The following is a 25,647-nucleotide window of genomic DNA, read 5'->3' as shown; positions in this document are numbered from 1 at the left end:
AACCCCTATAAATAGGTTACTCCTTGTCCCGGCTTGCTTAACCGTATATCAGCTACACCAGATAGACTACGAAGCGTTTCTTCGACAATTTTCTCATATTCTGGCAAATAAAGCACCTTTACATTAGGACCAGCATCAATGGTGAAATAAACTGGTATATTCTGTGTACGCATTTCTTGAATTTTTTGCATAACAGCAATAGTTGTATCATGCCAATAGGTAAACGGGGGATTCGCTCCAAGTGTTGTTGCATGCATTTTTAGGCAATTAGCCTCAGCTATTTCCCCCACCTTTTGAAAGTCACGATGACGAATACCTTCTTTGATCGTTGTTAAATCTTGGGGAATGCTATCCAACCACCCTTGAAAGAATGGAGAAGTTTCGACCGTTCGTTTCATTCCAGCTCTGCTGGAAACTTTTTTCTTTGTCGAAGATAATACAACGGCAGCAACTCGAATATCCCAATGTTCTGCAGGAGCAATTGGAATCGCATAAGAATCGGAACCATCTTCCTTCTTACCCATTTGCCATTCAGCAAAACCGCCGTAAATCGAACGACATGCTGAACCAGACCCCTGTCGAGTTAGGCGGGAGAGCTCCATGTTACTTAAACCTAATCCTATTGCTTTCGTTCCCGCTGCTGCTAATGCAGCAAATCCAGATGCTGAAGAAGCGAACCCTGCAGCCGTAGGGACTTCATTCTTAGAGGTTATACTTGCGTAAAGTTGCTTCCCCGCTAGCTTACGTATAATATCCAAAAAAGATGCAACCCGCTCATATTGCTCACCTGTAATTACTTGTTCATCTAAGATAAATTGATCTTTTGTAAGTGTTTCATCAAATTCTACGGACGTTGTCGTAAAATATCCATCTAAGGTAAGCGACAAGCTATTATTTGTCGGTAATATAATGGGTTCATTGCGCTTTCCCCAATATTTTATTAAGGCAATATTCGTATGTGCCTTAGCTGTTGCCTTCATGATAATTCCCCTTCACTATTCACAAGCTACTATTTCTCTTGATTTCCTTTTAGCACAAATGGCCATACTGCATGAGCACCGAACTTCCGCAGCTTTTCTGCTAATTGCCTTGAATGTACTTCATTTTGAGCAAGTGCAATTATGCAACCGCCATTACCGCCTCCGGTTAATTTTGCGCCTAATGCTCCTTCACTACGAGCGAAGTGTATTAACCGATTTAAACCTGCATCACTTACACCTAAAGCCTCTAATTCTTTCTGAGCTTCGTTTAACATATGACCTAGAATATGTTTGCCTTTTTTCTCCAATGCCTGTTTTGCATGGTGTGTTAATTGGCCAATCCGTTCAAGCTTGCGATGAATTCGCTTTGGAGCCATCTTTAACAGTTGGGCAACTGACTCTACAGCCATACGAGTATCGCCGATTCTTCCAGAATCCGCGACCACAAAATGGAAATCATCACTTAATTCTATAAAATCTATTGGATGTTCTTTCTCATACCAAACCGGCGACTGTGATGTAATCGTCAATGTGTCGATTCCTGAAGGTGCACCATGTGCAAAGGTTTCGGATATATTAGCTAATGTTAATAAATCTTCATCAGTATAATCCTCTTCAAAGTAAGCAAATAACGATCGCACTACAGAAATAGCTACAGATGCACTTGAACCAAGTCCCTTACCAGGAGGAATAGAAGATTTAATTCGAATAACAAGGTCCTCAGCCGGCATATTGATATGTTTTAACGTCTCTTGAATACATTGTGCAATACCCTGCAATGATTCAGGTGCCGTAGAAAGGGGGCCATGGTAAAATGTTGTATCAATCATTACTGAACCAGGGATATACTCTACCGAAGTTTCAACACCGACTAAAGGAAATGGAATAGCAATAGCTGGTTGCCCGTGTACAACTGCATGCTCTCCAATTAAAATTAGTTTACTATGAGCTATACCTATAGCTGTTTTTTCTGTTGTTGTAGCTTTTTCTGCACTCATTTTGTATACTCTTCCACCAATTCTTTAGCTTTTCCGACACGGATTTCTTTTGCTTCTACTAATTTTTCTGAAACGATATCAATCAACTCCCCAGTAGCTCCTGCTGCTATGGCAACAGAACGAGAATGTAATGCCATATGTCCTTTTTGGATGCCATCTGTAACTAACGCTTTTAGGGCTCCAAGGTTTTGCGCTAATCCAACGGCAATAATAACCTGTGCAAGCTCTTGGGCAGATTCGACGTTTAACATGCGTAGCGCAATCTTAGAAATCGGGTGTACGTTTATTGATCCTCCAACTGTCCCTACCGACATCGGTAATTCTAATTCACCGACAAGATTCCCTTCTTGATCAACGGACCACGACGTCATGGAACTGTATTGCCCATGGCGCGAAGCATAGGCATGGGCACCAGCCTCCACTGCCCTCCAGTCATTACCTGTAGCAATTACAATTGGATCAATCCCATTCATTATTCCTTTATTATGGGTGACAGCACGATATGGATCAGAGGCAGCAAACTCATACGCATGTACAACGCCATCACGCACCTCTTCCCCAGTAAAATCCCCAGTTTTAAGAATATCAGGTGGAATAACACATTTTGCCCGAGCTAAACACTTATCAGCATAATTCGACAAAATACGCAAATACACTTTCCCGCCTGTTAATTCTTCAATGTAAGGAGCAAGTGATTCAACCATTGTATTTATTATATTCGCTCCCATTGCATCACATGTATTAATGTATAAATGTAATACTAGCATCTGTTGATAAGAGGAATTCGATGCTTCATTTAGGATCCGAATATCCAAATCCTCAGCTCCCCCTCCCCTAGCAACAATGCTTGGGTACGCTTCATTCGCTTGTTTTAGCAAATATGTTTTATGATTAACTAATACTTGCTTCGCTTTTTGAAAATCCTCGCAGCCTACAACCTGAATCTGACCAATCATGACTCTTTCGGTTGCTTCAGTAGTAAAACCGCCGGAATCTCTAACAATTTTGGCTATATGACTAGCAGAAGCGACTACGGAAGGCTCTTCAATTGCCATCGGTACTACATATTCTTTCCCATTTATTAAGAAATTCAATCCTAATCCAAGCGGAAGGGGATAAGTACCAATTACATTCTCAATCATCTTATCAGCTGTTTCAGTAGGTAAACCTTCTTTTGCTTCTAAACCCTGCAGCTCTTCCTCCGAGAACACATCCATACTTTTTAAAAGTTCTCTGCGCCCTTCCACCGATCTATTGTAAAAACCAGGAATCCTCGAGGTTTCCATTGCCTATCATCCTTTATATCGTTATCATAGAATTTCGTACGTCAAAAAATTTTTAAGGCATTTATCTATAGTAAATTATATCACGATTTAACACTTTTTCGTTATATAAACTCATCTTTCTACTGAATTCCCTAGTCCTCGCACATGGTAACATAATACCACATGTTATATATAAAAATAACTGTTTCTATTATGTAAAAAATCACCGTAAAATGCAAATAAACAAGGCTGCTACAGTTATAACACCTTGTTTATTTCTAATTCTTATTTATTGTTATGATACTTTGATGAGCCATGGAGGATTCGAACCTCCGACCCTCTGATTAAAAGTCAGATGCTCTACCGACTGAGCTAATGGCTCATATGAAATTAATTTGTTTCTAAATAAGATCATTCTTTAATTACCCCTACTTCTCCCAGCCTATTCTTGGAAGCATTGTGCATCGGGGTTACTCGCAGTTAATTCGGTGGAAGATATTGCTCGTTGCTCTACCGACTGAGCTAATGGCTCATATAAAATTAAACACTGTATTATGTAAAAAACTTTTAGAAACAAAAAAATGGCTGGGCTACCAGGATTCGAACCTGGGGTACACGGGATCAAAACCCGATGCCTTACCGCTTGGCTATAGCCCAACAATTCTATATATATGGTGGAGGGGGAGAGATTCGAACTCCCGAACCCTGAGGGAGCGGATTTACAGTCCGCCGCGTTTAGCCACTTCGCTACCCCTCCATATTGTTAACACACAATTTATTATTTATTCATGCTTTTTAAAAAAATGGTGCCGGCCAGAGGACTTGAACCCCCAACCTACTGATTACAAGTCAGTTGCTCTACCAGTTGAGCTAGGCCGGCATATGGTGGAGGATGCAGGGCTCGAACCTGCGACCCCTTGCTTGTAAGGCAAGTGCTCTCCCAGCTGAGCTAATCCTCCGCACCAATTATGTAGAAAATAAAAATTGGTGACCCGTACGGGATTCGAACCCGTGTTACCGCCGTGAAAGGGCGGTGTCTTAACCACTTGACCAACGGGCCATATCTTTTTAAAAATGTCGATTCTTGGATGTCTTTGTTAAGTTCCGTCGAAACCAACGAATTTTATTATACCCAGTTCTATATCATTTGTAAAGGGTAAATTTTATTTTTTTATCATTTCTTTTTATTCGTTTGTATAGACGAGTATAAAGCAGGTTACGATGATAAATAACTTCAAAATAGATAAGGCTTTCTTTCGAAATATGGATTAGGTTATAATGTATGAAAGAAATGATCATGGAGGTTCGATGATGGGACATTTAGTAGAAGGAAAGAATATTGTTATTATGGGTGTTGCAAGTGAAAGAAGTATTGCTTGGGGAATTACATCATCCTTACATAAAGCAGGAGCAAATCTTATATTTACATATAGACAAGAACGGTCATACAAAAAGCTAACAAAGCTTTTGGAGAAACATGATATCGAAGCTCAATTAGTCGTATCCTGTGATGTTGCCAGTGACGAAAGTATTACGAGTGCATTCAACACGATAAAAGATGAAATTGGAACTATTCACGGAGTTGTACACTCTGTTGCTTTTGCCAATCGAGATGAATTACAAGGGGAATATGCTGACACCTCGCGAGATGGCTTTTTACTGGCACAGGAAATTAGCGCCTACTCCTTAGTAGCCGTAACAAAGGCAGCGAAAGAATTAATGACAGAAGGTGGAAGCATTGTTACCCAAACCTACCTTGGTGCAGAACGAGTTATCCAGAACTATAATGTGATGGGAGTGGCAAAAGCTTCACTTGAAGCAAGCGTTCGTTACCTCGCTGAGGATATGGGTAAGTATGGGATTCGTGTAAATGCTGTTTCAGCTGGTCCAATTCGTACACTTTCCGCAAAAGGAGTCTCTGGTTTTAACGAAAAAATGGGAGTGATTGAAGAAAAAGCTCCGCTTCGTAAGAATGTAGATCAAGATCAAGTTGGAGATGCCACATTATTCTTTATGAGTGAACTATCAAGAGGCATAACAGGGGAAGTACTTCATGTTGATTCCGGTTACCATATTATTGGAGGCTAATCCTTTTTACTTTTATAGTTAACAGAGAACAAAGGCGCTTCATCCTACAAGCTGGGAAAAGCGCCTTTATTAGCTATCGACGTCAAGATGAAATGGCATAATGAAGGGAATGATGGATAGAAGATGCATACTCCCCCCTTTAATCAATTTGGTATTAGTCATGTAATTATACTGGTTATTTATATCGTTGGAATTCGTTTTGATTATTGCTTTATCCCATCACCAACACACCCAAAAATTCTTCGTTCAACTTACACGCTGGCTTTTATTCACTATCTTAATTTTATCTGAAATCAGCTACCAATGGTGGACACTAACAACTGGTATATGGAATTTACAAGAGCATATACCTCTTCATCTTTGTGGTATAGCTAGTATTACAGGTGCTATTGCCTTGGCAACGAAAAGTCAGAAGCTCTCCTACATTACTTTTTATATTGGATTCATTCCAGCTCTTTTAGCATTAATTACACCTGAACTCCCATATGATTTTCCCCATTTTCGTTATTGGAAGTTCTTTATTCATCACATGGCCATATCGCTAACAAGTATATTTTTACTGTTATTTATAGTACAATCAATTACATTTAGGTCAGTATTAGAAACGTATGGTTATTTATTGGCTTATGCGATATTCATTGGTTTTATCATTAATCCTCTATTTCAATCCAACTATTTATACCTATCCTCCTCTCCAACAGCTAAAACGCCATTAGATTTACTTGGGGATGGGTGGTTGTATTATCTGAGTTTATGTATTCTAGCTTTTCTAGTTTTTGTAGTTTGTTATATGGTGATATATCGACGAATAATCATAAGAAACCACTAAAATACGAATTATTAGGCATCTGTCACACTTTTAACGCCCATACATAGGATATGTTTGTAACTATTATTATGAAAGGGAGTTGAACGTACTTATGCCAACTTCTTATATGGACTATACAAAACCAGGTGTAGCGTTTTTTTCTGATGTAAACAAAAACCGCTTATTTACTAGAAATGATGAAAATTACATTAATCAATTGGGACGAAATGAATTAAATACACTAGGTAATGTGTCGATGCTTGATATCTACTTAAGTAATGGACGTGTTGTTGAGCCTCATTATCATCAAAATGCTTCAGAGCTTGTATATTGTATCAGTGGGTCAGCTGTTGTCTCTCTAATTAATCCTTTCAATAATGAAGTTTCTAACATCCCTATAACACCTGGGCAAGTAGCAAATATCCCTCAAGGATGGTGGCATTGGGAGGAAGCAACCAATAATAATACGCATCTTTTTGCCATCTTTGATGCGCCTTATCCAGAATATATTCTTGGATCGGATATACTTACAAAAACGCCTGTTGAAATCATGGCACATACGTATTGCTTAGATCCTGAAACTTGGAAGGAAGCAATCGCTCCTATTAACGAATCCGTTATTATTGGACCAACGGATGAATGCACAAGAGAAAGAGAAGACCATCAAGGTTATTCCCAGCCATATTACCCTGAAACTAATACAAATTATCCGTATACTGTTCCACAATATGGATACATGCAACCCTACCCTAATTATTATTATCTAGGCTACGGATACCAATAAAAGATAAGCGCTTTTGCTGTAAGAAAGAATAGGCAACAGCCTTTTCATTTTGGAACATATTTCCTGTTCTCGCATGATATATATAATATGGGGTGATACAAGTTTTCAAATTACTCATCTTAATTTGTGTGATAACTGCTTTATTCTATTTCAGTGTGAAAAATCAAGATCTAGGAACTACTGAATTGATTAGCATTATCTTGTATCCCATTTCACTACTCACACTATATTTAGCACGTTTGCAGTTTCAAGCAAATCATGCACCCGTAATTACAATAACTAGTAATAAATTGAGACAATCTAATCAGATGGATGAAAGCCGCTTTAATATTACAGTAAAGAACCTTGGTAATGGTGTATGCATTGATTCCTTCTTATTATTAAAAGAAAAAGACGTAAACAATCGAACACAATATTATATGTCTAAACCAGAACGAGAAATACAACCTGATACAGCAATAGAATTTACCATTACGAAAGAGGAGAGTTTCGAACATGATGTTCAATATATGCTCGTTTATATGGATTTTTTCGGCCATAAATATTTGGCAAGCAATGTTCATAGGGGACGAAAATCGTATGACTATAAACACTTGGAAAGGTTAACCCAGCCATCGAAACAGCTGTTTTTCTTGCACCCTATCTATTTAAAATTTTTATGGTGGCGTCATAAAGCAATTAAACAACAAAACACTTACCGATATCAGCATTTAGCAAAAATAAAAGCAACACGGGAACAATTAAAGGGATTGGATCTATATTTCGAGCCAGAGGATAAAACTAAAAAATAGCCCCCACGTTGCTGTGGGGGCAATAAATTATCTCGTGTAATAGCGAACATAACTAGGATTCGCCGTAATATATAAACCACTTTTAATCTGATACATATACCCGCCATCTACTGGGAACCTGTCCTGAATGACAGTAAAAACATCTCCTTGATTAACTACTACTGCTTTATCACCCCAATTCGCTGTATGATAGGTCCAAAGGGAATCTACTAACACTTCAACAAATTTCTCATTGTCATTGGTAGATTCTACTAGACCAAATGCGTTAGCGAGCCCAACTGCATGTCCACGGGCTATTGCTGTAAGAAAGGTATCACTTTTTAATGCCGCAGCATCCGAAGTATTATCAATGAACCCATTTTCTGTGAGCACAGCTGGCATTGCTGATTCTCTCAACATATGAAAATTTGCTTCTTTTATGCCACGGTCTCTAAAATCCGTTTCAGCCACTATCGCATGATGCACCAAACGACGTAACCGATTTGTTTCTTCCTTTCCTTCGTAGTTACCATTAAACGTATACGATTCAAATCCTGTCCCCCCACCAGCATTTATATGAACGGAAACAAGATAATCTGCCCCCCAACTATTTGCCATTGCTGTTCGTTGATCTAGGGATAACGTCTGGTCAGTCGTTCGGGATAGCATCACAGAGTGACCCTCATAATCACTATTTAAAATATCTCTTAGTTTTAGTGCAATAGCTAATGTAACGTTCTTTTCTTGTAAACCATTCCCTACAGCTCCTGGATCAGAGCCGCCATGTCCTGCATCAATAAATAATTTTGTCATAGTATCTCCTCCAATTAGTATTTTTATATAGAAAAACGGCTTGTCCAAGTGAACTAGCCGTTTGACTACGAAATAAGTTTTGATTGTTTTAATACTTGTTGTTGCTGCTTTCCCTTAACAGTTACATAGTTGTTTTTAAACCATGCCCATCCGCTTGCAACTGCCGTGAATAGCAAGGAAATGACCTCTCCCCACCTCTCTTGGCTGCCCGGTATGGGATGTAGGTTAAAGGCGATAAGAAATTGGTTTATTAACGCCAAAAGCAAAACTATGGTACGCACCCATGTAGCCTTGTCCATCATTTAACCTCCTTGAAAGACACTTGTGAAAAACAATGCTAAGGAACCACCGATCAGCCCAGTAACAACAGCTGACACGATTGCCTTTGTGACCATTCTCCTAATCCATTTCGTATCTTCCTTTATTTCATTTAATGTCTGACGTAGCGCAAATATCTCTTTATCATGCTCTAGGTCTTTGAGCTTTAATTCGTTTATGCTTTGCTTTAGATCATTCTGCTCTGTTTTAATTACATCTATATCCTGTTGGATTATTTCTTCCCAGGATACCTTTTCTTTCAACGACTCCCCCTCCTTATCTGACAAAATTGGTTAAAGAGGATTAAGAATCATCACAATACCAAATTGATAGTTTACAAAAGCATTATTCTTTCACCCCCATTAAAAAAAGCCCTAAATTACGTATGGACGCATTTACGACTACTAATTTATTCGTACAATTATTAGTTTAATGTCATTTCGGACAAGAGCGGTTGTTATGGGCATGGAGCTTGTTTCATTGAACTGTATTCTATATCTACCTTTCCTAGTTTTACATATGTTCGGGAGTCTGTGTAAATTGGGAAAGCTTGTAAATAATTGATCGTTTGATGTTATATATTCGCTTCCTCGGTAATCCCATATATTTACTAATTGCTGTTATTGTCATCCCATCTAGGATGCATTCTAATACCGCTATCTCTTCAGGGTCATCAATAGCAGATAACCGCTCTTGAATATAGATAACTTTCTGTTCAAGTTTCGTGATCCACGCATATTTCCTCTCTCTCCGAATGACTTCTTTAGCAACCGGATCACTCACACCTCCTCTAGCACGAGGAAGGGTTGATTCAATTCCAGATTTAGCCACCATTCTAGTTTCTACACCATTACTTACTATAGCATGCTGCCTATTAATTTCTTTTATCATCCAATTGTAATCCCTCAAGATGCTCTCGATTTCTTCTTTGTTCATGAAAACCAGCCCCCTTATCAAAAAGTAATTGAGCATAATCACTTCTAACGATCGGAGATAAAGCACCGGTACGTTGATCATTTCGATATTCATTCACAATCCAACAAATATCATGATTGTCTGTATGATTTTTGTTCATTGACATCCCTCCTTTACAATTACCATATATTTCTTATAGAACGTTTGTTCTCATATTACATTGCTAAAATAGAAATGTCAAATTCTGTTCTTGCATTTTAAGCAGAACTTTTTTCTCTTTTAGAAATAATGTTACGATGTAACTGTTACATAGAAAGCGGAGTTTGCGTGGATATAGGAAAGAGAATCATTGAATTAAGAGAAGACCAAAATTGGAGTCAGCGTGAATTAGCCAAACAAGTTGGCTTAAATGTTAGCGTGATGAATCGAATTGAATTGGGAGAGCGATCCATTAAAGACCACAAACTAGACAGATTTGCGACGAAATTAGGAGTTACTACGGATTTTCTATTAGGAAGGTCGGATCAGCCAACATTATCCGAAGAAGAAGCATTTGCAGCCTTCCGTAATGATCCATCACTGGAAAGGTGGTACAAGGAATTACCAAAGAATAACGAAGAAGATCTTCGTCGCCTCAAACGGATTTGGGAAGCATTTAAAGAAGAATATTGACATAATATGTATCTATCTTTCGGTGTACATGAATGTACACCATTAATTTTAACGAAATAAGAACACACATTCTTTTAAAAGGGGGGAAGCAATGATTATTTACTCAAGAACGGAAGACTATATTAGGCGTCTTTTAACAGAAGTAGGCATTCATACACCGCATGAATTAAAAATAAAAACCCTCTCCAATACCTTGGGTATCTCCGTTTATTTTTGGGAATTCAGCAGCGAAAGTGTTTGTAAAGGTGGTAGAAACTTGATTTTCTTAAATAAAACCAAGAATAAACAAACACAGTGGCAGGAATTCACTCATGAAATTGCTCACAATCTTTGGCACGCAGGAAGACAAGAACATATGCCTCACTTATTTGTTGAGCTGCAAGAATGGCAGGCAAAATATTTTAGCTATCATTTATGCATACCAACATTCATGTTACAACAAATTGGCATGGTTTCCCCTTATCAAATGATGGAATTATTTAACGTAGAGTATGACTTCGCATGCCATAGGTTAGAAATGTATGAGAATAAGCTCTTATATGATTCCAATAAGCCATTTACATTAAAAGATAACCAGTTTTGAGCTTAAGAAAAAACTCCCCATCTTTTACAGATAGGGAGTTCTTGATATTACTTCAATTTATCTTTAATATTTATACGATTGACCTCCATCAATAGGAACAACAGCCGCATTAATAAAACTAGCTTGATTAGACAATAAAAATGCAACCAAGTACCCCACTTCTTCTGGTTTTCCAAAGCGTTTCATCGGATTCGGTTCAACAATTGGATTCTAAATGGTTTCAAGGAAACTCAAGAAGAATTTATAGAGGAAGTTATTGATTTAACAAAAACGCATATTTATTCATTTGAATATATTCGTACAAATAATGAAGATTAAATAATAAAGGGAAAGGCTTTTGTGAAATAAACAAAAGCCTTTTTTCATGGGATAATATAATAAAACTATTATGCTCAACTTGACTATATCCTCCTTAGTGAACCTTGTACACCAATTGGGTAGTATCTTAGGAGTCATGACTGTTTCTATTAGGATATTTTGATGTTTTTTTACTTGTTTTTAATGGCATTTAATTGGAGAATATCATCTAATTGTTCAGACACAATTTGATTAGTTTCTTTATAGAGGTGACTATATTTACAGTGGTTTGTACATTACTGCTAATCGGACTTATGTAAGGTTTACTTAAAGAAACTTTCCAATGTTCACTATTTATAGTTATACTAAAACCTCACTCTACTAATGTAGAGTGAGGTTTTATTACATTCACTATTGAGTACTATAATTTTTTTTCATTTTAAGAGCAAATACAAATGCAAGTAGGCTTGATAATAAAGCCAGCCCATATAATACTAAAGAATACATATTATTAAAGTATACAGCTAGGGAAGTAGATGCTACAACTAAGAATAAATATGCTGCGGCAATTTTGTTCTTTTGTTTATTTCTTCTAGAAATAACTCCAATGGAAATCATCATTAAGATTAATACGGCTGATACTATAAATTCCATTTATTTCACCCACTTATTTATTATTATTCCCAACTTCCTGCTAAACAACCTCCAATAGCGCCAGAATTAAACCCTAATACGCCTGCTGCGCATACTATACAAGCAGTTCCAGCGGTAAGGGCACAAGCAAAGCCACAGACGGAAGAAATGAAACCAGCTGCTATCCCTGTTATACCCATACATTCTAAGAAATTATCCCAGTTTACACCCATTGGTTGAATTTCTCCACCATGTTTTTCTTGGTATTCTTTAGCAGTTGTAAATTTTTCATCTGTAATTTTTTGTGCTTGGACTTTACCGTTTAGTAGTAGTTCAATTTCAAATGTACCTTTATCAGATTTAGATACGTATAACTCTGTATAATGTAATACTTCTCCATTACTATCAAAATAAACGGAGATATTACTAATTTCATTATAATTTTCCCCATCAGTCACTGGAATAGTTAAAGCTTTAATATTGGATTCTTTAACATTGTATGCTTTTGCATTATCATACTTGAATAAATTATTGTCAATCTCTAAAGTCGTGGAAAATTCATCGAATTTTGATTTTAGCTCATCAAGGCTATTTTTATCTTGAATTTCTTCAAAATTATCTAATTCTGCTAACATTTTCTCTTGGTTTAATTCATTTTCAGTTTTTGTTGATGCAAATGCTTGATTTACTGAAAATGATAATAAAATCGCCATAATAGTTAAAATGGAATAAACTTTTTTCATGAAATCTCCCTCTCCTATTTATTTACATAGAATGATCTCATAAAAAGGTAATTATTTCAATATAATTCCGAATTTTTACATATAACAAATTAATATAGGTTTATTATAGTATATAAACACCGCATCAAATGTTAGATATTTTTGTAAAGGGAGAGGCTATTTTCTTATTTAGAACTATGCTGATGGATAACACAAAAGAAACTGTAGAACAAACCCGACTTTCTTAATAGTCAGTCGGGTTTACTGTTTATTTATTTTCATTGTATAGTATCTTGTAAAAGTTTTCTTGCGCTTTTTCTTTTATAATGATTTTAGAAGTATCTTTTCGATTGATCATTTTTCTCGTTTATTTCAATTACTTGCCTGGCATATTTCGCAATTTCTTCCACCAACATTAACACCTTCTTCGTTATTACATTTACGATGATACTGTAGTAAAATCCTAAAGGGGGAATGGTAATGAATATAGGTAAGATTATTTTTTATCATCGAAAAAAACAAAAGAAAACACAAGAACAACTCTGCGAAGGGATTTGCTCTACAACACATTTAAGTAAAATTGAAAACAGTTCCAAAGAAGGAAATCTTGAAACATTAGAACTACTCTGTAAAAGGCTGGATGTAACCATTGAAGAGGAAAATAAGAAGACGCAGTTTTTAAAGAAACAACTGTCTCAATTTAATGAAGCAATGGAGAGATTGCATATAGAAAATGCCAATGAACTCTATCAAGTACTTATTAGCCATAAAGCGTTCATCCAATATACGGAAATGGTTTATCTTTATGAGCTTTACATGTCACGTTTCTTATTATTAAGAAATCATACATCTGAATTTGTGGCTGCTTCCCAAGAACTGAAAAAGTATAAGGCTAAGTTTTCTTCGTTTGAGCTATTCTTGTGGAATTTTTTTCAAGCTATTTACTACAGTAAGGAACGGCAACACAGACAAGCGATCGCCATAATGGATGAAATCGAGGATAAGGCTGAGCTTTATAGTGATACAGTTACCGATTTTTTCTATTACAAAGCAGCTAATCTTGGGCTCTTAAAACACTTTACATTGTCTCTCCACTATTCTTATAAAGCGTTAAATATCTTCCAAAATACAGGGAATATTTTACGAATCTTGCATGTTAAACTAGGTCTTTCCTCCAACCTAATTCACATTAACGATTTGGAACGCGCAGAGTCGATGCTTCAGACTTCATTGATCGATGCGAGAATGCTAAAGGATCATACGACTGAGGCAAGCGCACTACATAATTACGGGTTACTCTATAAGAAAAAAGGGGATCTTCAAAAGGCTTTGAAATTCTTTACGCGCTCCCTTGAAATGAAAGACAAGTCTACGGTCAATTATTACAATACCGTAGCTGAAGTAGCATATGTTTTACTCAAGCTGGAGGAATACGAACGAACTACCATTTTATTACAAAGAGCCCTCAAAGATTTTAAGGACCACCAGAGTACGAAATATATTGAATTAAAAGTGTTATATTTAGAAGCGCAAAAGGATTTTAATAGACTCGTTGATTATATAACAGAGCATGCCCTTCCAGTTATGAAAGAGCATGATTTATACTTGGCAATAACCTACTCCGAAAGAATAGCAGAATTTTACAAAAAAGGAGGGAATCTAGTTCTATCAAATTATTTTTTACAACAATCTAATGATCTATTAAAAAAGTTGAGTTTTAACTTTGGAAAGCAAATGTAAGATGTATGAAAGACTTTCTTTGAATTTTCCCAAGTTTTCTTATGATTTTATTATTGACAAGCATCTCCTATATCATTTCAAGATATGGAAAAAAAAGATATCACATTTGGCAGTTAAAATTTTCCCAATTAACATTCTTATCAGTCTATTTTAGAATTTAGTTATGTCCATTTCATAAATATAGATAGCTCAAAGGAGGAAAGCTATGAAGAGAAAACGTTTCAGTAAAATGATGATGGTCGTCTTATCAGCTTGTCTATTGGGATCATCAACAAATCCAATATCAACAATGGCTCAAGGTACATCTGAATTGACAACCGTGAAAAAGGCAGAAGATATTCTAGTGGACCTTACGCCAGAACAAAGAGAGGCTTTGAAACAGATAGAAGCAAAACCTACCTTTAAAATAGCTCCCAACATCAACACAACTAATGAAAAGTTGGTTGATGTTATCGTTGAATTCAAGCAAGAACCAGCTAAGGTTGAATTGATGAAGAAAGCGTCAAAAGGGTCGCGCTTATCAAAGAAAGAAGCGTCAAGAAATGTAGAGAAAGCTCATAATCTATTCAAAGAACACTTAAAATCATTGAAAAAAACGAAAAATAACAGTCAACAATTAACGAATGCGGAAATAAAGAAAGAATATCGATTAGCTATGGCGGGGGTAGCGATGACTATTCCTGGGAATAAGATTGAAGCTCTTTTTGATTCTGGAGTGGTCAAACGTGTTTGGAAGGACGGAGTGGTTCAACTGCCTCTCCCTCCAAATGAAGAGGTTGAGGCTGAATCCGAATCCAAAATGATGGATAGTATTCCACAAATAAACGTGGACAAACTTCACAAAGAACAAATAACTGGTAAAGGCGTAAAAGTTGGTGTGCTCGACACAGGAATCGATTATCATCATCCTGATTTACAGGATGCGTATAGTGGAGGGTATGATTTTATAGACAACGATAGTGACCCCATGGAAACCACTTACGAGGATTGGAAGGACTCTGGCTTGCCTGAGACGAATCCAAATTCGGGAACCGCTTACTATACGGAGCATGGAACACATGTCGCAGGAACAATTGCAGGGGAACAGAAAAACAATGCCGTAGATTATGCGGTCAAAGGAGTGGCCCCTGATGTGGATTTGTATAGTTATCGAGTGCTCGGCCCCTATGGATTTGGAGAGACATCAGGTATATTGGCGGGAATAGATCGAGCCATCGCTGACCAAATGGATGTGATGAACCTCTCCTTGGGAGCAGTAGCAAATGACCCTTTATATCCGACGTCTGTAGCTGTTAACAATGCGATGCTTTCAGGAGTAGTTACAGTAGTGGCAGCTGGAAACAGTGGTCCAGATGAAAAAACGCTCAGTTCTCCAGGAACAGCAGCTTTGGGGATCACAGTTGGAGCTAGTGATTTTGCAATGGATATTCCAACATTCGTAACCATAAAAGCCAATGATCAAACATTTGAAAACATCCTGTTACTTGGTAACAACTTTTCATATGATTTAATGGATCTTCAGCATCAGTCTATACCAGTAGTATCTGCCGGGCTAGGTTATGCTTCTGATTTTGAAGGAAAAGACTTCAACGGGAAAATTGCCCTTGTCGAACGGGGAACCATCCCTTTTGCTGATAAAATCATGCATGCAAAAGAAGCAGGGGCTGAGGCGGCCATCATCTACAATAACGCCGAGGGTGAAATTCCCGCTTACTTAGGGCGAGGAATCGATTACATCCCCTCTTTCCGTATGACAAAGACGGATGGTGAGCGCTTAAAGGAACTTGGGGATCAGGTATCTCTTACTTTTGGTGAACTAGATGCTACGGAAACGGAAGGGGATCATCTCGCAGAGTTTAGTTCACGCGGTCCAGTCAGTGAAAGCTATGATATTAAGCCTGATGTAATGGCTCCTGGTGTGGCGATTTTCTCCACCATTCCTGAATATATTCACAGTCCTGAAGAAGGAGAAGATTACTCTACAGCCTATACCCGCATGCAAGGAACTTCAATGGCGACTCCTCATGTGGCCGGGGTAGCAGCATTAATTCTGCAAGAGCATAACGATTATTCACCATTTGATGTAAAAGCGGCTTTGATGAATACGTCTGAAGACTTAAAGGGGAATACTTCGGTTTATGAACAAGGTGCAGGTCGTGTGGATGCCTATAATGCTGTCCATGCAGACGTATCCGTTAAAGTGATGGATACAACAGAAAACTTTGATGAAAATGGTGAAGAGGTAGAAATTGAAGAAGAAACAGCTTCTCTTTCCTTTGGGACTCATTACAAAGTAGGAGAAAAGATTGAGGATCAAGGGAACATCATCATCGAAAATGATAACAAAAAGGACCAGACCTTCAGAGTGAAAGTAGAGTACCACGGGGAACGTGAAGACATTGAAGATTCAGAGGGGAATGGAATTGATTTAGAAATACCTGAAAATATCATTGTTAATGGAGAGAGTTCGGAAGAAGTAACGCCAAAAATCACTGTACCTAAAAACGCTGAAACAGGACGTTATGAAGGTTACATTCACTTTGAAAACACGAATGATCAACATGAAGCCTATCAGGTCCCGTTTGCCATTTACATTTCAGAAAAGGGGTTCGAATATTTAGAAACGGACCGACCTTCATTAGCAAATAACACACCAAAATGGCAGCATTATAACCCACAGCTTACAGCAGCTTTCCAAATGAAAAGTCCGATGAGCAGGATTGATATTATTGTGAAAGACGGACAAACTGGAGCGGCGATTGGCTTTGTTGCTTCCGTGAAAGATAATGAGGCTGAGGCTGGTTTCAGGTATTATATACCAGGCGTGTTTAGTGGAAAAGTTTACCCATTTACTCAAGATCGCGACAATCCGATATCAAACCAACCGATTGATCTACCTGAAGGGAAGTATTTATTAGAATTTATCGGGTATGACGGAAGCAATAATTCTTATACGATCGACACACCGTTTGTTATGGATAATACCCAGCCTGAAGTGAAATTTGATACGGCCCCTGGTGTATATGAGTTAAATGAAGATATGTACACTGAAGAATATGGACAGAAGGCTTATTGGATACATGGCACCATCCAGGATGATGCAATAGACCTATTGCAATCACAAGGATTTGATTACGATCAGTCTTCAAACAAATTTTATTTTTCTCAAGGGGATCGAGAGTACTTCGGCTGTTGTTTCCCGGCAGTCGATAGTGAAGGGAATGCAGATTTTGGAATTGAAGCTTCTGATATTGAAGATGAACCTATACGGGTTTCGTTGGCAGCATCAGATATTGCATTGAATGTGAATTATCAACGATATATTTTCATGAAAAAAGGAACGGAATATCTTACATCTGATTACAATAAAGAAGAAGTAAAATTGGGCGATACAATAACCATGACATTGAGTGTAAACAATGTGAAACACCTTACCTCTGGAAAATATAACGTTGAATTCAAAACGGATCAATATTTGTTTGAAAACGCGGAACTTAATGAGACATTCAAAGATTATTTAGAAGAAAGGAATCTTGAGGGGACGCTTCTAGCTCCAAAAGTGAATGACAGTGATTACCTTGGCTCTGTTGAATTAGAGACTACTACAATAGAAGGAGAATCATTCACTGGTTTGGATGGTGATATGCCGTTACTTGATATTACATTTAAAGTTATCAATGATCATTGGTACTACAACTATGACAAATTTGAAGTAACAGCTTCTAATTATACGAAAGATGGTCAAACAGAGGCTGTATCCCTTCCATACTATAGTACATCTAAATTTGACTTTCATTCTTATCATTCAGAAATAGATGGGTATATCAAACCAGAAGCATTTTTGTCGGAATCCTCTCGTTTACCTAATGGAGTAGCACAAGAGATTGGTGCAAAAGTTTATGCAGTATCTCCAAATGGAGAAAAATACAAAGGTACAATTGATGCTAGGGGGAACTACACCATTTTAGGTGTACCTGCAGATGGTAAAGAATATCAGGCAGTAGTAGACGTTCCAGGTCATTTAAAATCCTATATTTCGTTCCTATCTGGATATGAATTGGATGGAAACTATTATGGTAAATTCATCAAACCAGGATCTAAGTTGAACCTTGCAGGAGATGTCAATGAGGACAGCTTTATTGACATAAAAGATGTAAAAGACATTGCCAAATACTATGGGGAAGAGGATCCTAAAAAACAGACCTATGATGTGAACCAAGATGGTGTTATTAATGAGACAGATGTTCGCTTCATTGAAAAGAATTTCTTGGCTAAAGGTCCCGATGCTCCAAAAGGAAAATCTCCTATGGAAACGATCGGGAAAAAAGATCTTAACTATTATTTGGATAAGATGGGTTTAAAACCAGTCAGTGGTAGAATAAACTAAAAATCGTGAAAATACGTGAAAAAGCTAAAGGTGCCATAATAGGCACCTTTCACTTATAGAGAAATCCCATATTTTTCTGGAGCGCAGACCATTCCTTGGATAAATGCCAAAGTCTCCTCGTAAAACCCACACTGCGGAATATTGGGGCGTCCGTTTATGTGTCTGAAAATAGTATTTTTAATAGCGTAACATAGTTTCCATTAGAAATGACGAGACTGAGACAAAAATATCTTCAAAAATAATAATCCGAACGATTCCTCTCGAATCAGTTCGGATTATTTATTTACAAATAACAGGTACTATTAGATCCATCAAAACACTTTGCTTTCCGCGGGAGTCGCGTTAAGTTAATACCTATTTTATTGTGTCTGGGTCTCGTTTGCGGATTAATGTTTAACTGTTATTTTCTTAGGTTCAGATGTCAATGATAACCCTTTTTCGTCAGTCCCCGTTACCGTTACATAATAGTTTCCATCCTGATATTCAGGGCCAGCATACCATTCCAAATTATAAATAGAATGCTCATTTTTAATATCGACGTATTCGATGACATCTCCATCTGAGTTAGAAATTTCAATATGCCAATCCATTCGTTGATAACCAAATATAAGTATTTTCGCTGGGGTGTTTTCATTGACATTAGTTCCCCTGATGTTCATAAAGTTCACGAATGGATCGATTGTAAGCTGGTCTTCATCACCTTTGTAGCCAACTCCTACATTTCGGAGGTTATCGATAGCGGAGATCATAACCGTTTCAGGTTCAACTTCAGAAATGAATTCTGTCACTCCTTGGTCCACTTTTTTGAGTTCTCCATTTATCCATAAGAAACTTCCTAGATAACCGCTTCCTTCTTCTTTAACATCCCAAGTAATTTTGTAAGTGCCGTCCTCTTGTTTTTTGAACTGAATGTTGTCAACTTCTGGTTCAGCAGAATCAATATAGAACGGAATTTTCGTTTTCTGTGGTTCCGCGCCTTCATAATCTAATACACTTTGGTAAACATAGTAATATTTCCCGTTTGGAAGGGTATTTCCTTCATCGTCTTTCCCGCTCCAGAATACCCCATCAAATTTGTAATAGTAATCTCCTTGACTCATAATGTTTTTCTTGAACTCTAAAGGTTGTCCATCGGCTGAGTATTCACTGAAATCTGATACATGGGAGATGGTGTTTCCTTCTTCATCTTCAATTTTCAGAGACATCTCTTTTAAATTCCGAAAGGATGTGAACGAAGGTAGAATTCCGTTCGGGATCGCATCTGGCGAATACCCGACAGCCTTTTCGTTAAAACTATCCGTAGCAGCATCGTAACCTAATGGGAGAGATAGCATATCATTCCATAATACCGTATACCCTAAATATGCGTCCCCATTGATGGGGCTTTTATCAATATTATCAAGGGAATCCCACTCCCCATAGAAGCCCATGAAAGGAACGGTTAAAATGGTTAAATCTTTGACTGAACTCCCCTTAGGTACAAATCGTACAAACCCTTCGACGAAACGGTTTTCACTCAATTCTTCCGGAAGTTCAACAGAAATGGTAACTTCGTCATCCCGTTTTGGTTTGTACTGAAATTTTTTATTGCCTTGTACTTTTTTTCCATTAATTTTCACAATAGCATCTTCAACCGGGATTGAGTTTAATGTTAAGTATTCACGCTCTACTCCATTCTCCGTTTTTTTAGCTGTTTCATCTGTTAATACATCGACGACGATATTGTATTGATGGTTCGCCTTTTCACGTTTCTTTGCTAACGGTTCTACGTCTAAGGTGAAATCGAAGCTGCGATCAACTTCTTTCAATGCAACGGATGCTGCCTTCTCAGCAGGGGCACCAACATGCTTAACAATATAAGATGTTTGAATCGCTTGGCCGATTTTCATCAATCCGGAGCCTTGGCGTCTAGGCGAGTATGGTGTGTTATCATGATTTGGGTTTGTTAAGATCTGTGACGTGTTCATCAATGCTGTCTTAGCCTTTAAAACGCTTGCTTCATTTTTAGGTAAGTTCAAATCTTCATAATATTTCTCGAGTAAGAGAGCACCACCAGCTGCTACATGCGGGCTAGCCATAGAGGTTCCGCTCATAGTTTCATATTGGCTATTCAACACGGTAGAACTGATTTGTCCCCCAGGTGCTGTAACTTCAGGTTTGAAGCTCAAGTCGGTTGGCGATCCGTAAGATGAGAAATCCGACATCGGTTCGGTTACAGGGTTTTCGACCCAGATTCGATCATCTATCACTTTGGCCTTTATTTTCTCCCCATTTTTCAGTCGTTCGATCAATTGTGCAGATGTGTTATGATCCAAGGTTACTGCTGGGATCGTATTTTGAGAAAAGCGCAATTGAGAATAGGCAGGATAATTATTAGGCGGGGCCATCAATACAGCTACTCCCCCCTTGTCTTTTGTCTCTCGCTGTAACGGTGAATAAATAGAATAGGACTGATTGGGCTGGGCCACAGCTATCTTCCCTTCTAAGTCCAATCCATCCAGATCATCACCGAATCCTTCACCGGTAAAGATAAGTTCATATTCTTTCCCTGCTTCTAATTCGTCCACTAATTTTTGGGAGGTGTATTGGGTTTGATACCCCAGCTTACTGCCATCGTTTAATAGTAAGGCGTCCACTTTCATTTTATCGTTCTCTGAAGAAGCGACCTGAAGAGCAGAAGGAGTGACACCTGGTGCACCTACTAGTCCAATATCTGGATTATCAGCTAAAGGCAGCTGTGGTCTTTGCGTTAAGCTATGTTCTGTGCTGTAAGAAGCATTTCCTGCAGCAGCGACAACCAGTACTCCTTGGTCCGTTGCATATTCTACCGCACGTTGAACAGGGTTCTCAGAATTGACCGAACCTGCACCGGTTCCTAAGCTTAAATTAATGACATCCGCACCCACTTCAACAGCATGATAGATTCCTGCAGCAATATCATCATCATAAGCAATTCCAAGACTATCCGAAAATACTTTCTCTGCTATTAATTGTACATCCGGTGCGACGCCGATTGCGTTATCTCCGGATTCGTCAAACGCTCCTACAATCCCGGCAACGTGCGTACCATGAGAATCACTGGCAGGAGTGACTTCAGTATCTTGGTCTGCCCAGTCATATCCAGTAGGTACCTTACTGTTGTACCATACATCTTCAACCTTTGTTTCATCAAGTGTAGATTGGATGTTATCTTCGTTGTACCTCGCCTCTTCCCTTCCTTCTTCAGAAAGCTTCAACGACGCATGCTCATAATCGATTCCTGAATCTACCACAGCAACAACCATACCGTCTCCAGTATAATTGTATTCCTGCCATACCTTCATAGCTTCTACTAGTTTATTACTTTCAACATCCATATGTTCATAGGTTTGAGCAATACGTATATCTTTGACCCCATCCATATCCTGAATTTTCTTCGCTTGTTTCCTCGTCATTTCCATACTGAATCCATAAAACCCTTTGGAAAATGTATGGATGATTTGTGAAGCACTCTTTTTCTTTTCCGTTAATGCTTGTTTTAATCGTTCTACCTGTACCTCAGGTGTTGTTCTTGATTTTTTGTTAATGTCCGCTTCAATTATTACACGAACACTTTCATTCGAATCAATGGTTTCAAATTCGTTGTTATAGATTGTATCCGCAGCACCATCCTTTTGGTTGTATAAATCATTAGAAATTGCTGCATCCAATTTTTTGGCAGGATTTTGATTTTCTGTAGATAGATCGAACTTTGCACTAACAGGGGATACAAAACCACTTAAAAGTAAAATGAACATCAATAAAATTAGGAACAATTTTTTCATGTGCTTTCAACTCCTATGCGTTTTAAAGTGGAAAATACTATTCTAAGTAGTTTCATAGAGGTTAAGGTAAAGTATCTTCTAGTGGTCGATATAATCGTAAACTAAATCTATCTTTTATGTATTCATCACCTCTCATCTTAAAAGATTTATTGTATCTATTATTTCATTTTCCTATATTTTTGTTGGGTTTTGTATTGGGGGATTATTCTTTGAAGTTCGTGATAGACCAGGTCTATTTATTCAAACTAGATCTGAGCGTTTATTTTTTAACAGGTAATATACCTATATAATTGAGGGAATAACGTGGATGGATGATTCATTTTGCTATTTTTTGTATTGGGGGATTCTATGTGGTTACTAGATATTAAGAAGGAAATGAACAAATGGTATTACTCATTCAGCTACAAAGAGAGTAATAAACACAAAAAGAAATTAAAACTTGGATTTAATACTAAAAAAGAAGCTGAATCCGCAATGGTTGAAGCTATGGATTCAATGAATAAAGGAACATATATCGGACCTTCAAAAACTTTATATAGTGGTTTTATGGATAGTTGGATCCAAGACAAAAAAACAAATGTAAAAAAGAATACTTACTTTAACTATAAATATTTAGTAGATAAATTCATAGTTAATCAACTTGGAGATATTGAACTACAGAAAATTACTCCTAGAGATATCCAATCCCTGCATAATGATATAAAAGAACATAACAAGTTATCTTCTGAAAATTTACGTAAAATTCATTCCATCATTAACAATTCATTAACTAAGGCTTTTAAATGGGGAATGATTAATAAGAATCCTGCTTCGCTAGTAGACGCACCAAAAGTTGTTAAAAAGGAAGTTGAGGTATGGAATCAAGATGAAATCAATAAATTTCTAGATAAAGCTAAGAATTCACATTATTACCATGCTTTCCTCCTTGCACTAACAACAGGGTGAGACAAGGTGAAATACTTGGATTACGATGGAAGGATATCGATACTGAATATGAAACAATTGTTCAGACATTATCCCATAAAGGTCAAGAACTAAGTACAGGTGCAAAAACTTACTCAGGTAATAGGAGAATTTCTATAGATACCAATACACTTTCTCAGGTATTAAAGAACCGAGTGATCCAAAAAGAGGAAATGGTGATGAATAAGGAATATATAATACTGAAAATGATTTAGTCGTTGGAACAAGTACTGGTACACCTCTGTCCCTAAGAAATTTAATGAGATCTTTTTACAATATTATTGATAAAGCTAAAATAAAAAAATAAGATTCCATGACCTTCGTCATCACACGCTAGCTTAACACTAAAACAAGGACATGCTAATGTGCGTATAACACTCGATACGTACAGTCACCTATTACCAAATTTACAAAAAGATACAGTCAATGAATTCAGTAAGATGTTGTTAAGTCACAATAAAGACTTTTCTTTTAATGAAGATGTTACGCAATCGTGCCATTTAATGGAATAAGGTTACGAACAAAATTGGATTATTATGTTATTGTTGCTATAAGATTTTGAAAAAATTTGCTGTCTAAAGAGGCAGAATAGAATAAATGGATTTTTTGTGATGGTGTAGAGGTAGATTTGTAAATGGAGGTGCACAAATGAAAAATATTTTTAATCAATTGCATTCAGAGGAAATCTTAAACCGTATTGACAAATTAAGCCCAAATTCAAAACAGCAATGGGGGAAAATGGATGTCGCCCAAATGCTAGCACATTGCTCATCCTTTCAAGACATTGCAATGGGAAATTCTTTTCCTGCAAGAGGTTGGTTAGGGATATTAATAGGAAACTTTGTGAAACCAATTTTTTATAACGACAAGCCATTAGCCCAAAATATGTCCACAATTCCGACCATTTTGATTGTAGATGAAAAAGAATTCGAAACGGAGAAGGAAAAACTGAAACAAAAAATTATAACTTTCCAAAATAATGGTCCAGAGAAGTGTACGACTCATCCACATCCTTTTTTCGGCAAACTTACTTCTGAGCAATGGGGAAAAGGAATATACAAGCACCTTGACCATCATTTAAAACAGTTTGGAGTTTAATATCTTACATAAAGATCTTCTGGAAGAGGGCGCGATTAACTAATAAGAATCGCCTCAAAATTACATATAAGGGGCTATTTAGAGGATTAAAGTGAGGTGAAAAGGAATGATTATTTTACTTGCAGCATTAACTGTAATACTGTTTTTAACTGCTACTAAAACTCAGTTTTTTAAAAGAAAACACTCAAATAATAAAATCATGATCCAGCTGGGAATGGCGATATTAGTGGCAGTTATTATGATAAACGCTCTTTTTATGAGTGGCGGAAATACAGATTTTAAATATACAGCTATTGGTATGGGGAAAATGTCATTTACTGCGATTTTGATTGAAATGGTAATTACAAAAAAAGAAATGCACTCATCATGAATGTAGCTAATTATTTTATGCAATAATAGGGCGTATTTCCTGAATAAGAATTATCATCAATGTTGGACAATAGGGCCATTATGTGGAATACAAGGTAATGGTGGATTTTTGTCGAAGTAAATAGCAGAATTTATTGGGAGGTTGTAATAAATGGGTTTGTTTGAAAGACTTGACACTGTTTGTCTTGGTGTAAGTGATATTGGGATTTAGAACGAGGTTATGCTTATTTGAGCTTTTAAAATTAAATAACTTTATTGTTTGTGTTCAATCAAGACCAAAACCCATTCGTATCAAATTCGTATCAAAACAAAAGAACACCACTAATCAAAAGTGGTGTTCTTTATTTAATCCCTTGTATATCAAGGTTTTTAAGAGAGCTTCCAAGCGGACTTGAACCGCTGACCCCCACCTTACCATGGTGGTGCTCTACCGACTGAGCTATGGAAGCATAAAAATGGCTCCACAGGTAGGATTCGAACCTACGACCGATCGGTTAACAGCCGATAGCTCTACCACTGAGCTACTGTGGAATAGGTTGAAAATTTTTATAGTCATATAAATAAGATAACAAACCTTATTTATAAATATGTATTAAAAATGCCTGGCGGCGTCCTACTCTTGCAGGGGCAAAGCCCCAACT

Annotated in this window: 22 protein-coding genes, 8 tRNA genes and 1 pseudogene; 11 read left to right on the top strand and 20 right to left on the bottom strand. The window is 37.2% G+C overall.

Annotated elements, in window-relative coordinates:
• Positions 1-5: 5 nt before the first annotated feature.
• The 9 genes from mvaD to M948_RS31275 form a co-directional block, all read right to left on the bottom strand.
• Positions 6-980 (bottom strand): diphosphomevalonate decarboxylase, encoded by a 975-nt coding sequence (gene mvaD, locus M948_RS31315; protein ID WP_021290405.1) that lies wholly within the window; start codon positions 978-980, stop codon positions 6-8.
• Positions 981-1,009: 29 nt separating this feature from the next.
• Entirely contained in the window at positions 1,010-1,978 is a 969-nt protein-coding gene (gene mvk / locus M948_RS31310; protein ID WP_021290404.1) for a mevalonate kinase, read from the bottom strand.
• Positions 1,975-3,264, bottom strand: coding sequence for a hydroxymethylglutaryl-CoA reductase, degradative (locus M948_RS31305; protein ID WP_021290403.1), 1,290 nt, complete (start codon positions 3,262-3,264; stop codon positions 1,975-1,977). Before M948_RS31305 ends, mvk begins: the two co-directional genes overlap by 4 nt.
• Positions 3,265-3,552: 288 nt before the next feature.
• Positions 3,553-3,625 (bottom strand) — tRNA-Lys (locus M948_RS31300).
• Positions 3,626-3,825: 200 nt separating this feature from the next.
• Positions 3,826-3,900: transfer RNA gene (locus M948_RS31295), tRNA-Gln, on the bottom strand.
• A 15-nt stretch (positions 3,901-3,915) separates the two neighbouring features.
• Positions 3,916-4,000: transfer RNA gene (locus tag M948_RS31290), tRNA-Tyr, on the bottom strand.
• 47 nt (positions 4,001-4,047) lie between these two features.
• Positions 4,048-4,123 (bottom strand) — tRNA-Thr (locus M948_RS31285).
• 3 nt (positions 4,124-4,126) lie between these two features.
• Positions 4,127-4,202, bottom strand: a tRNA-Val gene (locus tag M948_RS31280).
• Positions 4,203-4,228: 26 nt separating this feature from the next.
• Positions 4,229-4,303 (bottom strand) — tRNA-Glu (locus M948_RS31275).
• A gap of 251 nt (positions 4,304-4,554) precedes the next feature.
• Between M948_RS31275 and fabI the strand changes: the two genes are divergently transcribed.
• From fabI to M948_RS31255, 4 genes are all read left to right on the top strand, one after another.
• Positions 4,555-5,331 (top strand): enoyl-ACP reductase FabI, encoded by a 777-nt coding sequence (gene fabI, locus M948_RS31270; RefSeq protein WP_021290402.1) that lies wholly within the window; start codon positions 4,555-4,557, stop codon positions 5,329-5,331.
• A gap of 187 nt (positions 5,332-5,518) precedes the next feature.
• Positions 5,519-6,160 (top strand): YwaF family protein, encoded by a 642-nt coding sequence (locus tag M948_RS31265; RefSeq protein ID WP_074436693.1) that lies wholly within the window; start codon positions 5,519-5,521, stop codon positions 6,158-6,160.
• Positions 6,161-6,251: 91 nt separating this feature from the next.
• Positions 6,252-6,923: a cupin domain-containing protein gene (locus tag M948_RS31260; RefSeq protein ID WP_021290400.1), complete on the top strand. Its 672-nt coding sequence runs from the start codon at positions 6,252-6,254 to the stop codon at positions 6,921-6,923.
• A gap of 185 nt (positions 6,924-7,108) precedes the next feature.
• Positions 7,109-7,714 (top strand): hypothetical protein, encoded by a 606-nt coding sequence (locus M948_RS31255; RefSeq protein ID WP_155974789.1) that lies wholly within the window; start codon positions 7,109-7,111, stop codon positions 7,712-7,714.
• A gap of 27 nt (positions 7,715-7,741) precedes the next feature.
• Here the strand turns inward: M948_RS31255 and M948_RS31250 are convergent, their stop codons facing one another.
• The 5 genes from M948_RS31250 to M948_RS31230 form a co-directional block, all read right to left on the bottom strand.
• The gene (locus tag M948_RS31250) at positions 7,742-8,506 is read right to left on the bottom strand and encodes an N-acetylmuramoyl-L-alanine amidase (RefSeq protein ID WP_021290398.1); all 765 of its coding nucleotides are present in this window, start codon (positions 8,504-8,506) and stop codon (positions 7,742-7,744) included.
• 65 nt (positions 8,507-8,571) lie between these two features.
• The gene (locus tag M948_RS31245; RefSeq protein ID WP_021290397.1) at positions 8,572-8,805 is read right to left on the bottom strand and encodes a phage holin; all 234 of its coding nucleotides are present in this window, start codon (positions 8,803-8,805) and stop codon (positions 8,572-8,574) included.
• Positions 8,806-8,808: 3 nt separating this feature from the next.
• A complete protein-coding gene (locus M948_RS31240) occupies positions 8,809-9,087 on the bottom strand; it encodes a hemolysin XhlA family protein (RefSeq protein ID WP_021290396.1) in 279 nt (92 codons plus the stop codon).
• A 250-nt stretch (positions 9,088-9,337) separates the two neighbouring features.
• On the bottom strand, positions 9,338-9,760 hold the full coding sequence (locus tag M948_RS31235) for a hypothetical protein (protein ID WP_031335339.1): 423 nt from the start codon (positions 9,758-9,760) through the stop codon (positions 9,338-9,340).
• Positions 9,699-9,899, bottom strand: coding sequence for a hypothetical protein (locus tag M948_RS31230; protein ID WP_021290394.1), 201 nt, complete (start codon positions 9,897-9,899; stop codon positions 9,699-9,701). Before M948_RS31230 ends, M948_RS31235 begins: the two co-directional genes overlap by 62 nt.
• A gap of 167 nt (positions 9,900-10,066) precedes the next feature.
• On the opposite strand from M948_RS31230, the gene M948_RS31225 reads away from it, so the two are divergent.
• Positions 10,067-10,411 (top strand): helix-turn-helix domain-containing protein, encoded by a 345-nt coding sequence (locus tag M948_RS31225; RefSeq protein WP_021290393.1) that lies wholly within the window; start codon positions 10,067-10,069, stop codon positions 10,409-10,411.
• Between the two features lie 91 nt (positions 10,412-10,502).
• Complete coding sequence (locus M948_RS31220) at positions 10,503-10,994, top strand: ImmA/IrrE family metallo-endopeptidase (protein ID WP_021290392.1); 492 nt, start codon at positions 10,503-10,505, stop codon at positions 10,992-10,994.
• A 63-nt stretch (positions 10,995-11,057) separates the two neighbouring features.
• Here the strand turns inward: M948_RS31220 and M948_RS42805 are convergent.
• The 3 genes and pseudogenes from M948_RS42805 to M948_RS31210 all read right to left on the bottom strand — a co-directional run.
• A pseudogene (locus M948_RS42805) lies at positions 11,058-11,195 on the bottom strand (SDR family oxidoreductase); the annotation flags it as partial.
• A 507-nt stretch (positions 11,196-11,702) separates the two neighbouring features.
• Complete coding sequence (locus M948_RS31215; protein WP_021290391.1) at positions 11,703-11,945, bottom strand: hypothetical protein; 243 nt, start codon at positions 11,943-11,945, stop codon at positions 11,703-11,705.
• A 23-nt stretch (positions 11,946-11,968) separates the two neighbouring features.
• Positions 11,969-12,667: a hypothetical protein gene (locus M948_RS31210; RefSeq protein ID WP_021290390.1), complete on the bottom strand. Its 699-nt coding sequence runs from the start codon at positions 12,665-12,667 to the stop codon at positions 11,969-11,971.
• A 459-nt stretch (positions 12,668-13,126) separates the two neighbouring features.
• On the opposite strand from M948_RS31210, the gene M948_RS31205 reads away from it, so the two are divergent.
• Positions 13,127-14,386 (top strand): helix-turn-helix domain-containing protein, encoded by a 1,260-nt coding sequence (locus M948_RS31205; protein ID WP_021290389.1) that lies wholly within the window; start codon positions 13,127-13,129, stop codon positions 14,384-14,386.
• Positions 14,387-14,591: 205 nt separating this feature from the next.
• The gene (locus tag M948_RS31200) at positions 14,592-18,773 is read left to right on the top strand and encodes a S8 family serine peptidase (protein ID WP_021290388.1); all 4,182 of its coding nucleotides are present in this window, start codon (positions 14,592-14,594) and stop codon (positions 18,771-18,773) included.
• Between the two features lie 386 nt (positions 18,774-19,159).
• Here the strand turns inward: M948_RS31200 and M948_RS31195 are convergent, their stop codons facing one another.
• The gene (locus M948_RS31195) at positions 19,160-22,576 is read right to left on the bottom strand and encodes a S8 family serine peptidase (RefSeq protein ID WP_021290387.1); all 3,417 of its coding nucleotides are present in this window, start codon (positions 22,574-22,576) and stop codon (positions 19,160-19,162) included.
• Positions 22,577-22,924: 348 nt separating this feature from the next.
• Here M948_RS31195 and M948_RS43615 point away from each other — a divergent pair, with 348 nt between their 5' ends.
• The 3 genes from M948_RS43615 to M948_RS31180 all read left to right on the top strand — a co-directional run bounded on the left by M948_RS43615 (position 22,925) and on the right by M948_RS31180 (position 25,007).
• Positions 22,925-23,521 carry an Arm DNA-binding domain-containing protein gene (locus M948_RS43615; protein WP_021290386.1) on the top strand — a complete coding sequence of 199 codons (597 nt, stop codon included), beginning with the start codon at positions 22,925-22,927 and terminating at the stop codon, positions 23,519-23,521.
• Between the two features lie 666 nt (positions 23,522-24,187).
• A complete protein-coding gene (locus M948_RS31185; protein ID WP_021290384.1) occupies positions 24,188-24,637 on the top strand; it encodes a DUF1569 domain-containing protein in 450 nt (149 codons plus the stop codon).
• 106 nt (positions 24,638-24,743) lie between these two features.
• Positions 24,744-25,007 (top strand): hypothetical protein, encoded by a 264-nt coding sequence (locus M948_RS31180; RefSeq protein ID WP_021290383.1) that lies wholly within the window; start codon positions 24,744-24,746, stop codon positions 25,005-25,007.
• A 375-nt stretch (positions 25,008-25,382) separates the two neighbouring features.
• Here M948_RS31180 and M948_RS31175 read toward each other — a convergent pair.
• Both M948_RS31175 and M948_RS31170 read right to left on the bottom strand, forming a co-directional pair.
• A tRNA-Thr gene (locus M948_RS31175) sits at positions 25,383-25,455 on the bottom strand.
• A 7-nt stretch (positions 25,456-25,462) separates the two neighbouring features.
• Positions 25,463-25,537, bottom strand: a tRNA-Asn gene (locus M948_RS31170).
• Between the last annotated feature and the right edge of the window lie 110 nt (positions 25,538-25,647).

Origin of the sequence: Virgibacillus sp. CM-4 (assembly GCF_000445495.1) — a bacterium.
Taxonomy (GTDB): Bacteria; Bacillota; Bacilli; order Bacillales; family Amphibacillaceae; genus Virgibacillus; species Virgibacillus salexigens.
This window is presented reverse-complemented; position numbering and strand designations above follow the sequence as displayed.